General features: G+C 44.4%; 12 protein-coding genes. 2 read left to right on the top strand and 10 right to left on the bottom strand.

Going from position 1 to position 14,766, the window contains the following annotated elements; genetic code table 11:
- Positions 1-20 precede the first annotated feature (20 nt).
- Positions 21-677: a two-component system response regulator NarL gene (narL, locus tag J6836_RS14855; RefSeq protein ID WP_219244767.1), complete on the top strand. Its 657-nt coding sequence runs from the start codon at positions 21-23 to the stop codon at positions 675-677.
- Between the two features lie 12 nt (positions 678-689).
- Here narL and J6836_RS14860 read toward each other — a convergent pair whose 3' ends face one another.
- From J6836_RS14860 to J6836_RS14890, 7 genes are all read right to left on the bottom strand, one after another.
- Positions 690-1,844, bottom strand: coding sequence for a CdaR family transcriptional regulator (locus J6836_RS14860; RefSeq protein WP_219244768.1), 1,155 nt, complete (start codon positions 1,842-1,844; stop codon positions 690-692).
- A 14-nt stretch (positions 1,845-1,858) separates the two neighbouring features.
- Positions 1,859-3,022, bottom strand: coding sequence for a glycerate kinase (locus J6836_RS14865; protein ID WP_219244769.1), 1,164 nt, complete (start codon positions 3,020-3,022; stop codon positions 1,859-1,861).
- Positions 3,023-3,055: 33 nt separating this feature from the next.
- Entirely contained in the window at positions 3,056-4,396 is a 1,341-nt protein-coding gene (locus tag J6836_RS14870) for an MFS transporter (protein ID WP_219244770.1), read from the bottom strand.
- A gap of 121 nt (positions 4,397-4,517) precedes the next feature.
- Positions 4,518-5,702 carry a thiolase family protein gene (locus J6836_RS14875; RefSeq protein WP_219244771.1) on the bottom strand — a complete coding sequence of 395 codons (1,185 nt, stop codon included), beginning with the start codon at positions 5,700-5,702 and terminating at the stop codon, positions 4,518-4,520.
- 9 nt (positions 5,703-5,711) lie between these two features.
- A complete protein-coding gene (fabG, locus tag J6836_RS14880; protein ID WP_219244772.1) occupies positions 5,712-6,449 on the bottom strand; it encodes a 3-oxoacyl-ACP reductase FabG in 738 nt (245 codons plus the stop codon).
- 26 nt (positions 6,450-6,475) lie between these two features.
- Entirely contained in the window at positions 6,476-8,044 is a 1,569-nt protein-coding gene (locus J6836_RS14885; protein ID WP_219244773.1) for an acyl CoA:acetate/3-ketoacid CoA transferase, read from the bottom strand.
- Positions 8,045-8,111: 67 nt separating this feature from the next.
- On the bottom strand, positions 8,112-9,629 hold the full coding sequence (locus tag J6836_RS14890; protein WP_219244774.1) for a class I adenylate-forming enzyme family protein: 1,518 nt from the start codon (positions 9,627-9,629) through the stop codon (positions 8,112-8,114).
- 485 nt (positions 9,630-10,114) lie between these two features.
- On the opposite strand from J6836_RS14890, the gene yghU reads away from it, so the two are divergent.
- Positions 10,115-10,954: a glutathione-dependent disulfide-bond oxidoreductase gene (yghU, locus tag J6836_RS14895; RefSeq protein ID WP_219244775.1), complete on the top strand. Its 840-nt coding sequence runs from the start codon at positions 10,115-10,117 to the stop codon at positions 10,952-10,954.
- 45 nt (positions 10,955-10,999) lie between these two features.
- Here yghU and J6836_RS14900 read toward each other — a convergent pair whose 3' ends face one another.
- The 3 genes from J6836_RS14900 to J6836_RS14910 all read right to left on the bottom strand — a co-directional run bounded on the left by J6836_RS14900 (position 11,000) and on the right by J6836_RS14910 (position 14,455).
- Positions 11,000-12,658 (bottom strand): ABC transporter permease, encoded by a 1,659-nt coding sequence (locus tag J6836_RS14900; protein WP_219244776.1) that lies wholly within the window; start codon positions 12,656-12,658, stop codon positions 11,000-11,002.
- 64 nt (positions 12,659-12,722) lie between these two features.
- A complete protein-coding gene (locus tag J6836_RS14905) occupies positions 12,723-13,655 on the bottom strand; it encodes an ABC transporter substrate-binding protein (RefSeq protein ID WP_374446639.1) in 933 nt (310 codons plus the stop codon).
- 62 nt (positions 13,656-13,717) lie between these two features.
- A complete protein-coding gene (locus J6836_RS14910) occupies positions 13,718-14,455 on the bottom strand; it encodes an ABC transporter ATP-binding protein (protein ID WP_425299575.1) in 738 nt (245 codons plus the stop codon).
- Positions 14,456-14,766: the final 311 nt, after the last annotated feature.

Consider the following 14,766-nt stretch of genomic DNA (forward strand, 5'->3'; position numbering starts at 1 on the left):
TAAATTGGAGTTACGTGTTGATGGAAAGCAAAAATATCACGACTGGGCAATCCACTATTTTACTCATTGATGATCATCCTATGCTGCGCAATGGCGTTAAACAACTAATCAGTTTAGAACCAACCTTGCAGGTGATAGGAGAAGCAGATAACGGCGAAACAGGTATTAAACTTGCCGAAGAATATGACCCTGATTTAATCCTATTAGATTTAAATATGCCAGGAATGAACGGGTTTGAAGTTCTCAGTAATTTACGTAGTCGCGAACTTTCTGGCCGCATTATTTTATTCACCGTTTCTAATTATGGTGAAGATTTAATTAATGCACTAAAACACGGTGCTGATGGTTATTTATTAAAGGATATGGAACCCGAAAAACTGATTGTTGCATTGAAAGAAGCCGCCAGCGGTAAAATGGTAGTCAGCCCAACGTTAGCCTCTGTTTTAGCTGAATCATTAAGAGATAACCGCGCATCGACAGATCATAATTTAACGGCGCTCACCCCAAGAGAAACCCATATATTGGATTTAATCTCACAGGGTTTATCCAATAAACAAATTGCCAATAAATTAACTATTACGGAAAGTACCGTTAAAGTGCATGTGAAGCATTTGCTGAAAAAACTTAATTTAAAATCGCGCGTTGAAGCCGCGATTTGGGTTTTACAGCAAAAGTAACCGACTGATTTATTAGGTTAATGCATCTAGCCATGGCTGCTGTTTTGGATAACGCCGACGGTAGCCATGCATTGCCACGGACAATTGAATTAAATCAGTAAATTTTGTCGGGTCGAGCCCCGTTTGCTTTTTGATTTGTTGTAACCGATAACTTAGCGTGTTGCGGTGGATGCCAAGCTGCAAAGCGGTATTCCCAATTTCACCATTTTGCGATAAAAACAGCTCTAACGTTTCTAACAAGCTTTCCCCTGAGTCATGCAATAAAATCTTGTTGCAAATGTCCAAAAAGAAATTAAATAAGTAACTGTTTTCTAACTCATTAAACAAACAAAATGAGGCCATTTCTTTAAATAAGAAAACCTGTTTCTCAGGGACGGTTTGGCGGCCAACATCAATTACTGAGCGCGCAAAATGCACTGCATCACGTACATGTTCTTCGCTATCTGCTTGCACGCCAACGCCAATATAATACTGGCTCAATTGGCTATCCAAAATAAAATGTAAATTAGGGATAAACGATTCATTTTGATAGTGTTTTGAGGGAAATAACATCAAAACTTCACGGCTGTTGAGTAGCAGTACATCACTTTTTTCCATCGCCGATAATTCGGTAATAATGGTATCTAGAATTTCAGGGCGATATTGTATAGCTTCAATATTAATAATCACTGGAATAGTCGGTAGCGAAAACGAAAAACCAGAATTATGCAGCTTTAATAATGCACTTCGCCCCTGAATGGGCGTGGTACTTTCAATAAACTGTACAAATAACATATCCCGCAAACGGTGCTGCCAATTGATACTGCGACGTTCAATCTCTTGCTTAATCAATAGTTCTGCCGTGAGAATGGCTAGCTCAGCATAACGCTGAATAACCACAGGATCGCCGCTAACACCAATCACTAACTCCACCTTGTCTGCCACGATGATCGGGTGATTGATCCCCGGTGCAACATTGGAATATGCGCGCGCTTCATTTTCATTGTAGATGGTGATCCGTTTGCCGCAACGGATCACTTCCACTGCGGCTTCATGAGTTTCACCAATACGTTTTTTTTCACCTGAGGCGATAATCACGCCCTGACTGTTAATCACATTGACGTTGTGGTGGATAATCCCCATTGCACGCATGACAATATCATTGGCTAATTTTTCAGTCAGTAGCATATTACCGCCTCATCTTATTGTTTTATTGACTTCTTTTGGCTTGATAATACCGTTCTTAGCAAGTTTTCAGCGGTATCCGCCAAGTAGCGTTCTCCGTTAACCATTGCTTGTTCTAAAGAGACAGGGCCTGGGCACAGTGACCACATCGCGGTGATGCCATGTTGGTACAAAATTCGGCTATCTTCGCTGTATCCACCGCATAAAGCAATTGTCGGCACGCCATAGCGACTTGCCATTCGAGCAACACCGACAGGGGCTTTACCATTCGCACTTTGGCTGTCCATTCGCCCTTCTCCAACCACGACTAAATCTGCTTGTTGGATATAAGCCTCTGCCCCCAATAACCCCAAAACAAGGTCGATACCTTTTTCGAGCTTGGCATCCACGAACCAACGTAGCCCAGCACCTAAGCCCCCCGCCGCCCCACTACCCGCCTCGGCAGAGACGTCTTTCCCTAGGGTGTTCGACATTAATTGGGCATAGTGCCTCATACCCGCTTCCAACTGGTCGAGCATTGCACTATCAGCGCCTTTTTGTGGGCCATAGATATACGTTGCCCCATTTTTACCCAGCAACGGGTTTTCTACATCACAAGATACGCTAAATTCAACGGCCTTCGTACGGGGATCAAACTTATCCAACACAATTTTTGCGATATTAATGAGATTCTCACCATTTATTGGCGAGCTCATTAATTGATTGTTTTCATCGTAAAATTGAGCGCCTAGTGCTTGTGCAAAGCCCGCCCCGCCATCGTTTGTTGCACTTCCGCCAATGCCAATAATAATGCGGTTGCACCCCAAATCGAGGGCGTATTTAACCATCTCCCCCAAACCGTATGTCGAGGCTTTTTCGGCATGGCGAAGCTCAGGTTTGACAAGCTCTAAACCGCTACTTTGAGCCATTTCAATAAAGGCGGTTTTTCCTTCCAACACTAATAACCGCGCATCAACTTTGCTGCCATAGGGCCCAGTACACGTCAATATGTAAGGCGTTACACCAGATAAAACCGGACTATGCTCTAGTGACTCCAACAGGCCTTCTCCGCCATCAGATATGGGCAATAATGTCATATCCAAATCGGAGGATACACGCTTGAAACCCTCAGCAACTGCTTGGCATGCAAGCTGTGCTGAGCAACTTCCTTTAAAGGAATCAAGTGCGATAACAATTTTCATGTAAACTTTCCTATTGTAAATGGCGATGTTGAGTTATTTCGCTTGTACCGATGCTAGCGTTTCCACCTTTTCACTGTTACTCATACCGTTAGTGTTTACCCTTGAAGCGATAAGTGTGCCAATAACCAACAGACCGACACCAAACCATAATCCAGAGGTGGCTGTCCCCGTGTAATCTTCAAAGAACCCTAAAATAAATGGCCCCAAGAAACCACCAAACAGCCCCAAACAATTCAGTAATGCCAAACTTCCTGCCAGCATACTACCACTCATATAAGTCGGTGGGAGTGAGAAAATAATGGATTGCACCACAAAGAACATAAAGGCAGTTAAGCAAAAACCAATTAACCCAACTACCGGGCCACCTAGAGCTCCTATTACCAGACCGACAGCCATCACGGCATACCCTGAAACCAAGATACGGGATGAACGGCGTGGTGTGTTGGCTTTTCTTGCCACAAAAACACCGCCAATGGCTGCTGAAATCCAAGGAATTGCCGTTAATAAACCAATTTGAATTGGCGTTAATTTGCCGTATTCACCAATAATAGTCGGTAAGAAATAACTTAAGCCGTATACTGAGAATTGGTGAGTAAAATAAATCGCAACAATCATCATAAATGCTTTGTTTTTAAACGCTGCTTTTAATGAGAATTTGTTATTGCTGACGCTGATACTATTTTGGTCTTGCTCGTGTTTATATTTAATATAATTCCGATCGTCTTCATCTAACCATTTTGCGTCTTCGGGTTTATTCGGTAAAACAAACCAAACAACAAACGCAAGAATAACCGCAGGTAAGCCTTCAATCACAAACATCCACTGCCAACCATGGAAGCCTAATAAGCCATCCATACTTAACAATAAACCACTTAATGGCGCACCAATGATATTGGCGAGACACACACCCAATAAAAATAACCCCGTCGCTTTAGCCCGTTCCTCTTGGCTAAACCAGTAGGTCATATACAGGATCACCCCAGGATATAAACCCGCTTCTGCAGCGCCTAGTAATAAGCGCAACACATAAAAAGACGTTGGCCCTGTGACAAATGCCATTGCAGCCGATAAAAGCCCCCACGTGATCATGATCCGCGTGATCCAAAAACGCGCACCCACTTTTTCCATGATCAAGTTACTTGGGATCTCAAGAATTGAATAGGTCAGGAAAAATAACCCCGCACCAATCCCGAATGCAGTTGCAGATAATCCGAGGTCAATCGACATGGCATGCTTCGCCATCCCAATATTGGTACGGTCAATAAAACTAATAATATAAGCCAAAATCAATAGCGGCATCAGGTTGCGATATATCTTTGCGTTGGTCTTTTTACCCTGTGCCGCATAATCTAACTTTGCATTTGTAGAAAACATAGATAAGATCCTCATGTTGCAGTGAAACAGATTTGGTGCTTCATAGCGTTACCAATACCTGTTGTTATTACCTCAGCAACAGCCCGACGCCCCACGTCGGGCTTTTTGCTTGCAGTATTTCTTATTCTCTTTCGAACAACATTGATATCCCTTGACCACCACCGATACACATCGTCACTAACCCTGTAGCAACCTGACGGCGTTCCATTTCATACATTAATTTAACCGGTAAAATTGCCCCACTCGCCCCAACTGGGTGACCTAAAGCAATCGCCCCGCCATTCACATTGACCCGTGAACTATCTAATGACAAATCATTCATAACAGCTATCGCTTGAGCAGCAAAAGCTTCATTTAACTCAATCAGATCAATGTCTTTGACATCCATCTTTAGTTTTTCCATCAAGCGGCGTGTCGCAGGGGCGGGACCAAACCCCATAATGGCAGCTTCACAACCCGCTACCGCCCAATCCACCACTTTCATGCGTGGTTTCAAACCGCGTTTTTCGGCCTCTTCGCGGCGCATCATCACCAATGCCGCGGCACCATCATTGATCCCTGAAGAGTTAGCCGCAGTAATCACACCATCGGCTTTAAATGCCGGGCGTAATTTTGCCAGTTTTTCTCTTGGGGTATCCCGAGGGTGTTCATCCGTATCAAAAATACGCGTCCCTTTGCGCCCTTCTTGAATTTCCATCGGCAGAATTTCATCTTTAAAATAGCCAGCTTCGATAGCTTTCAATGCTTTTTGCTGGCTATCCCATGCAAAGTCATCCATTTCTTCGCGAGAAATATTAAATTGCTCCGCGACATTTTCCGCCGTCATCCCGTTGTGATACGGGCCTTCTGGCCAAGTTAAAATCGACGTCAAACCATCTTCTAAAACATCATTACCCATACGGTAGCCATAACGCGCTTTACGTAAGTAGTACGGCAGCATGGTCATATTTTCTGTTCCGCATGCCACGACGACATCTGACTGACCTGTTTGCAGCAACATCATGCCATCTGCCAGCGCTTGCAACCCCGATCCACACTGACGGTTAACGGAGTAAGCCGTTGTTTCTTTTGGTAAACCTGCACGTAATTGACAGATCCGTGCAATAAAACCGCTTTCTGCGATTTGCCCCACGTTTCCGACGATCACTTCGTCCACATCTTCTGGCGCGATCCCTGCACGTTTTACGGCTTCGCGGATCACTTCAGCCCCTAAATCGTGTTGGTGCGTATTCGCAAAACTGCCACCCATGGTACCAATCGCCGTTCTTACACCGCTAACAATCACAATATCATTTGCGTTTTTCATTCTGTTCTCCTACAGCACCATGCCGCCGCCAACGTTAATCACTTCACCATTGATATAGCGCGCTTTATCTGACGCCAAAAACGCCACACATTGCCCAACATCTCGTGGGTCACCTGCAAAACCTGCTGGGATTTTGCTGATCATGATGTCCCACACTTTTTCAGGCACACCACGGGTCATATCAGTATCAATAAACCCAGGGCAGATAGCATTGACGGTGACGCCTTTACGCGCCAATTCGCGGCAAGCCGTTTTCGTTAAGCCAATAACCCCTGCTTTTGAGGCCGCATAGTTAGCTTGCCCCACATTTCCTAACCAGCTCGCTGAAGAGATATTCACAATACGGCCGCTGCCTTGCTCGCGCATCAGTTTGGCTGCCTCTTGCATGCAGTTAAACGTACCTTTCAAGTTAATGTCGATAACCTTATCCCAATCGTCATCGCTTAACTTATGCAGCATGCCATCGCGGTTGATCCCTGCATTATTCACAATCACATCAATGCCGCCAAAGTGTTCTTTGGCTTGGGAAAACAGCGAGTTGACTTGTTCGCGTTTGGAAATATCACACGGGATAAACACGGCTTCAAAACCTTGCTCCTGTAACTGTTTTGCGCTTTCTTCGCCAGAGGACATGGCGAGGTCAGAAATCACGACTTTGGCGCCTTCTTCTGCCAGCACCTGTGCGATAGCAAAACCAATACCTCTTGCAGAACCTGTGACGATGGCAACTTTGTCTTTGACTAACATAAATAAATCCTTCTTTAATATTGAAACTATAAATACGAAACCAGACCAAAAGGGGCTTCTTCAAATAATGAAGACGACATCACTTTCAAATCAGGGGAGATTTCTGGCACGAAATCCATATGGGCAAGAATGTCACGCTCAAGGTCAATACCCGGGGCGATTTCAACTAATACAGGCACTTTTCCACCCAAAGTAAATACCGCGCGCTCCGTAACAAAATGCATGGTTTGGTTAATCTGGCGTGCCACATCTGCGTTCCAAGAAACCTGCCTAACGCTATCCACCAACTTACGAATATCCCCTTCACGAATAATCTTTAACTGCCCATTTTCACAGCGAATATCTAACCCTTTGGCAGTAAATGTTGAGCAAAAAACCACGTGACGCGCATTTTGTGTGATATCAATAAACCCACCTGCTCCTGGGCAGATATTGCCAAGCAAAGTGGCATTCACATGACCGCTGGCATCCATTTCTCCCGCGCCCATATAGGTGATATCTACCCCCGCCCCGTTGTAGTACAGCATTTGGTCTTGGTGGCTGATCATTGCGGACAGGTTGCGCCCAATACCAAAATCAATACCACCCGCTTGCACACCACCCCAAATGCCAGATTCCACAGTGATATCAACGCGTTTGGTGGCTTCTTCTTCTTGAATAATTGAACCGATGACATCATTCGGGATCCCTGTCCCTAAATTAATCACACAGTTTTCAGTGAGGTAACGGCAAGCGATACGCCCGATCAACTTGCGAATATCGAGAGGTAATGGTGTGGCTTGCTGTACAGGCGTGCGGATGTCACCGCACAGTGTTGGGTCAAAGAACCAACTTGAAGACTGGCGGTGGTCTTCTTCTGGGTTATCACAAATCACAATGTGGTCAATAAAACTGGCAGGAACAGTAACCCGCTTCGGGTGCAAAGTGCCTTCTTCCACGCAATACTTCACCTGAGCAATAACTTTTCCACCAAAGCGTTTTGCCGCTAAAACCGCATGCAACACTTCCAACGACATCGCTTCTTCATCGGTGGTCAAATTACCTTTACTGTCTGCGTGCGTTCCACGGATTACCACTACATCCAGTGGAATTTCGGGGTACCACAGCCAATCTTCCCCTTTGAAATTTACTTTTTCGACTAACGGTGGCAGCACTAGCGTTTTCGCATTCATTCGGCCGCCTTCTAGGTCAGGGTCAATAAATGTCCCTAAACCCACTTTGGATAAACGACCGGGAAGGCCCGCTGCCATCGCACCATATAAATGCACCATTTGCCCTTGCGGTAAGCAGTAAGCCTCTACTTCATTGTCGTTGATCATCTGCATCCAGCGCGGTGCTAGCCCCCAGTGAGAGCCAATAATGCGCTTCACCATACCTTGGTGAGCAAAATGTTGATTACCGCGAATACGGTTACATTGCCCCGCAGCATGCACTAACGTTAATTGTGTCGGTGAGCCTTCAGATAAAAAACGCTGTTCAATGGCAGACAAAATAGATTCTGCTGCGCTGGTTAATGTCATTCCCACAGTACAAATCGTATCGCCATCATTAATTAATTCAGCGGCTTCTTGTTTAGAGATAAACTTATTATTCATGATAAAACCTACCTAAAGGCTAATTTTTCATAGCCCTTTATTTGATGAATTAAAAACGAATTAGCTGTTAGCTATTTAAAGAGTAATATCGTTGTTTTAAATCTTTCTTACTTATTTTCCCATTCCATGTTCTTGGAAAGTTACGGGTGAACATAATTTTCACAGGAACTTTATAATTCGGAATACGTTCTTTTAGCCATTCCATAATTTCTTTACTGGTTAAGCAAACTTGGCTTTCTGGAATAATAAACGCGATAGGCTCTTCACCATAAATCGGGCTTTCGATTGGGATCACAGCAACTTCATTCACACCAGGGTAATTAGAAATCAAATCTTCCACTTCAATGGAATAGATTTTTTCACCGCCTCGGTTAATCATATCTTTAATTCTGTCTTGAATATAAAGAAAGCCATCGTCATCCAGGTAACCGATATCCCCAGTAAAAAACCATCCATCCTGAAATGAGGTGGTATTTGCAGGGCTATCAGGCCAATAACGTTGGATCACAACATCCCCTTTAACCCAGATGTTCCCCGTTTTATTGGCTGATTTCTCTTCACCTTTTTCGCTTCTAATCGATACTTTTAGCCCCGGAACTGGCGTCCCTGAACTGGCTTTTTTGGGGCTATTTCGGATATCGTCTAAATATACCGTTGCAGGGGATGACGTTTCTGTTAAACCATATATCGAATGAATTGATGTTTTCGAAAAAATATATGAAAGCTCTTTAATAGTCCCTTCATTTAAATGCCCAGCACCGCATGCAATCATTTTTAATGAATTAAATCTCTCTAAATTAATACTCTTATTTTCTTTTATTTTTTGAATTAATAAAATAAAGACTGTTGGTGAACCATGTAAAAAGGTAATTTTTTCTTTTGCAATAATTGAAATCATCTCTTTAGCATTAAACTTTTTATGCAGGAAAATCGTTCCACCAATGTGAATAAATAAGGCTAAAATCGCAGACAGCCCAGTAATATGGTAAATCGGAACCGCTAATATTGTTTTATCATTTTCAGTCAGTTTTAACGTTTGTTGGTAAGCGCTAATGGCTGACAATATATTTTTATGCGTAATGACCGCACCTTTTGGTGCGCCCGTTGTGCCTGAGGTGAAAATAATTACGGCTGGGTCTTCTTCACTCACCTGATTAACAAACGTCATTTCGTCTGCCAGCGTTAATGTTTTCCACTGAGAAAGGCTAATCCCCTTCGCACTTAATGCTCCCAACCACGGCTGGTAGCTATCATCCCAAAAAATAGCATCGGCATTAATACGTGAAAGGTGCTCTTTGCCCTCAAACTCCTTCATTTTGGTGCTCAACGGAATAACCTGAATGCCCAGTCCCACCGCCGCATAAAATAGCTGGCAAAACTCAATGGTATTTCCCCACCCCAAAATAATACGGTCGCCCTTTTGTAATTGCAGGGTCGATGTTAGCCAAAACATCGTTTGGTTGACCTTCACCAATAACTGGCGATAACTCCAATTTTGCTCTTCAAAAACAATGGCTACAGCATCAGGCTGTGTATTTGCCCTGTTTAGTAGGCTTTGATAAATATTTGAATTTGACGCAAGCATGGGCACACTCCAACCAACGGGTATCTCTTATTGGTATTCAATGTATAAAATGCACCTTATGAAATTAGTGCCAATGTTCACATATTGTTCACATCCTTTTTTGAATTGGGTTAGTTATTTGCATAATCTATTTGTTAAATATTTTTTGCTTAAGTGTCGTATAAACGTGCCATTTTGATTTCAACGATAAATATTTACCTTTAGTTACCAACTTAATGTTTAAGATATAAATACCTAAGGGCAATTCTTTAATTAATGATTGTGCGTATTAACAATCCTTCCACAGCCTCTCCAATCAGATTTTATGCAAAGAGAAAGACTCACTCTATTTAAGTGGTATATTTCATCCACTCTGTGCTGTTCGATCCCTGAACACAGCAAAAACCGATAAAAAAGGTGGCGAATTGATGGCAGATTGCTACAGTGGAAGCGTTAATAATGGGATTATTGAAGCAAATCCTTTGACACGATTAAGGAGATAATCAATGGCAGATACACCGTATATTCCACCCAAAGTATGGCAATGGCAGCAAGGTAATGGCGGCAAGTTTGCCAATATTAACCGCCCCGTTTCTGGTGCTACGCACGAAAAGGAGCTCCCGATTGGCAAACACCCACTACAGCTTTATTCACTCGGCACGCCTAATGGCCAAAAAGTGACGATTATGCTTGAGGAGCTGTTAGCGCTGGGCATTCAAGAAGCGGAGTATGATGCTTGGTTGATTAATATTGGCGAAGGTGACCAGTTTGGGTCTGGCTTTGTGGATATCAACCCGAATTCAAAAATCCCGGCATTGGTTGATAGAAGCGGTAAAGACCCCATTCGTATATTCGAGTCAGGTTCGATTCTCACTTATTTAGCAGAAAAATTTTCTGTCTTTTTACCGACGACTCAACCTGAACGCGCCGAAACATTATCGTGGTTATTTTGGCAGATGGGCTCAGCTCCCTTTGCGGGAGGCGGCTTCGGGCATTTTTACGCCTACGCCCCTGAAAAATATGAATACCCAATCAATCGGTTTGCCATGGAAACTAAGCGCCAACTTGATGTGTTAGACAAACGCTTAGCAGATAATAAATACGTGGCAGGTGATAATTACACCATCGCCGATATGGCCATTTGGCCGTGGTATGGTGCTTTAGTCAAAGGCTGGCTGTATGACGCCGCCGAGTTTTTATCGGTACATGAGTACAAAAATGTCATTCGCTGGGCAGATGAAGTGTATGCACGCCCTGCGGTACAACGCGGCCGCCGCGTCAATCGCTTACAAGGCGACCCCGCACAGCAAGTGCGCGAGCGCCACGACGCGAGTGATATAAGCTAGTCGATATCATCAAGGTGGCGTATTGCCACCTTGAGTTCTTCCACATTATTCTCTGCTATAACGCCCCTGCACCCATTGTGCGCACAGCATCAAGCTTAAACTGATCAACACGGCAACGCAGGCCATCGCCATGCCGCTACCGATGGAGCCTTGCTCAAACTGCCGCCACACAAAGATAGATACCGTCTGCATCCCTGCGGGAGCGAGCAACAGTGACGAAACGAGTTCACGCGATGCCACCGCGAACACTAACATCATCGCTGCCAGTAAACTTGGTAAAACTAATGGGAACAGCACCAAACGTAATGTCGTTATTGCAGATGCGCCGTGTACTCGTGCGGCATCCGCTAAACTGCCACCAATTTGAGTGAGCGCTGCGCTGCAATAGCGAACAGGGTATGGCAACAATAAACAACTGTAGGCGAGGAGTAAAATGCCCCAAGTATGGTATGGAGTAACAGGCCAAAATGGCTGGTTCCACGCTAAAATCATCCCTACCGCAATCACGATCCCTGGAATGGAAATAGGTAATAAAGACAAGGCATCAATGATAACGGCACCACGGATACGTTGAGAAACCACCAACCACGCAGATAAAAAGCCTAACACGCCCGTCAATACCGCGGTTGCGCTGGCTAATGACACACTGGTGAATAACGCATCTAGCGCTTCAGTTTGGGAGTCAACCAAGCCAGAAAAATGCCTTAGTGTTAAATTGTCTAGTACTAGACCGCCTGAAACTGTCGACGAAAATGCCGTACCAAACATTGCCAGTAGCGGCATCCCGACGGCGAAAAAGCTCACCACTGCAAATACCCCGACAACAGGCCAGCGCCATACCCCTAAGGAACGCGTCACCAACGCTGCAGCTTTCCCTGTCGTCGTCGCGACGTTTTTCCCCGAAACTATCGAGCGTTGCAAGGTATAAGCAAAAATTGCCACACTCGCCAAAATCAGTGATAACGATGCCGCACCGGGTAAATCAATCGGCCAATCCGCTAAACGCTGTTCAATGTCTGTTGTGAGTACGCGGATCCCATTTGGCGCGCCAATAGCCGCGGGAATGCCATATTCTTCAATCGCTAAGGTAAACACGAGCAATAACCCAGCCGCTATTGAGGGTAATGATAACGGAAGAGTAACGAGGAAAAAGGCCTGCCAAGGTGGGGCGCCATGTACCCTCGCCACGTCAGCAAGGCGGTTACCATTCGCTGCCATACTGCGTGAGACCGCAAAATACAGCACTGGAAATAAATTCAGCGCCATAATTCCCATCATTCCCCCTAAGGAAAATATTGCGCTTCCTGGGCTAACTCCAAATAGCTGTTGGGAATACCCGTTCGGCTGCAATGTCAACATCCATGATAAACCCGCAATATAAGGTGGGATCAAAAATGGGATCAAAAAAAGTAAATCCCAAACCTTGGCAAACGGGAGGTTAAATAAGCCACGTAACGCCCCCAAAGGGATAGCTATCACAGCACTGATGATTGCAACGCCGACGCCGAGCAATAATGTATTTTGTAATAGTTCGGGGAGTTCTGGCTCATTGATTAGATGAATAATCGGTTCAAAAGGTTGAGAAAACAGCCCTTGTCCTAGTTGTGGAAACAGCGCCTGTAACACAATAAAACACAGCGGAATAACCACTAAAATGACTAGTGCAATCACCACCATTAAAGGGAGAAAACGAATTTTTATCATTAGAAACAACACTCCTGCTGGGTAAGAGACCTACCCAGCGGTTTGCTAATTATTATCTAGAAAACTAACGGAACAAGGCGCTTAAACGAGAAAGAACATCGCTACGCTCAGCGCTGTCTGTCGTGGCTTCTGGCAATAATGTAAGTGTTGAGAAATCAGGGCGTTTCCCCGTAATATCTGCACGAGCAGGCATCAACCATGCATTGGCAACGATTTCTTGACCTTCAGGTGACAGCACATAGTCAATAAACGCTTTCGCTTCATCAGGTTGCTTGCTACTTTTTAAAATCATCATTGGGCGCGGGGCTATTGCAGTACCGCTACTCGGGAAAATTACCTCAATGGACTCGCCACTAGCAATGCTGCCATAGGCCACATAATCCACCGCACCAAATACAGCGGCTTTAGCCCCTTGTAAGACTGGGGTTAACGCCTGCGCATTTGGCCCCGATATCACCATACCGTTGGCTTTTAAATCAGCAAAAAGTGCCCACGCAGCCTCTTTTTTGGCATTCTGTAATCCTAAAACTAAATCCAACGATGCCCCTGATAATGCAGGGTCTGGCATCGTCACCTTATCTTTAAATGCAGGCTGCGCTAAATCTTGCCAATCCGTTGGTTTTGGCGTACCACTTTTACTGTTCCACACAATACCGAGAGCTGAAATTCCTTGGGCGACATAATAAGGCGTTTTAAAACGCTCAGGGACTTGCTGTGCATTTGGACTTTCATAAGGCAATAACCAGCCTTTTTGTTGTAAATCAACCGCGGTATCCCATGAAGCAGAAATCAACACATCCGCTCGTGGATTGGCTTGCTCAGCCTCAAGCCTTGCCATCACTTTGCCCGTTGTGGCTTGGAATACATCCACTTTCGTGCCCGTTTGTTTTTCAAACCCTGCAGCCAGTTGCTTAGCCATCGCGCCAGGCCCTGCGGTATAGACGGTAATGGCTTGAGTTGAAACAGAAAATAGTGCGCAGGAAAGGCCAAGGCTCATGGTAATACCCTTTAATGAAAAAACGTGTTTTGCGGTTAACTTTTGCATGGAATTTTCTCTCTTCATAAGGTCGTCAAACGGTCAATTTTGCCATTACGCATATGGGCAATTTGGTGTGCTAACGTATTGGCTTCAGCGGGATCGTGAGTGACATACACCGCAGTAATTTCCAGAGCTCTCAACAATTGTGCCATTTCCTCACAAAGGGATTGGCGCAGTGCGATATCGAGGTTGGAAAGGGGTTCATCGAATAACAAAATTTCAGGTTCAGCAATAATGGCTCGAGCGAGTGCAACGCGCTGTTGCTGCCCACCGGATAAATCCGCGGGTTTTCGTTTGGCAAAATCAATTAACCCAACACGCTCAAGGGCTTGAGTCACGCGAGCTTCAATCTGTTGCCCTGCAACGCCCCGCATTCTCAAGGGAAACGCGACATTCTGCGCAACAGTCATGTGCGGCCATAAAGCATAATCTTGAAATACCATGCCAAGATTGCGTTTCTCTGGAGGGACGAGGTGGTGAGGACTTGCGACGGTCTTGCCGGCAAATTGGATAGTGCCATCAGTGGGTTGCAATAAGCCCGCTAACAGTTTGAGCAAGGTACTTTTACCGCAGCCAGATGGCCCCAGCAGCGCTAAAACCGTACCTTTTTCCACTGTTAAATCGATGCCATTAAGGACATATTGTTGTGAAAAAGCCTGTGACAAATTTTGTATTGCGATCATGGGTAAGTCGCTCGCGACTTGCCTGAAAGGCAAAATAGCCGAGCACTCACTCGATGAAGAGAGAGCATGTTGCATCATCTTGGTATCCTCTTTGGGACTTAATCGTTGCCGATGATGCTACGGGGGTAATACGTCAGTTTGATGAAGGTTTTGTGAATGGAAAATGACAACCTAATAAATCCGTTATATTTATATAAATAATATTTTAACAAATATAAAACATTCAATTTGATTGAAATCACAAATTCAAATTTATTATTTAATGAAAAAATTAAATTTAAAATTTATTTCCTAAATATCATCTAAAAACAACATTAATCCACTCATTAACGATGTGTGCAATCACATAAAAGTGCCTTTATTGAAAACAAATCAACAATTGACCA

This window comes from Providencia sp. R33 (genome assembly GCF_019343475.1).
GTDB lineage: Bacteria > Pseudomonadota > Gammaproteobacteria > Enterobacterales > Enterobacteriaceae > Providencia.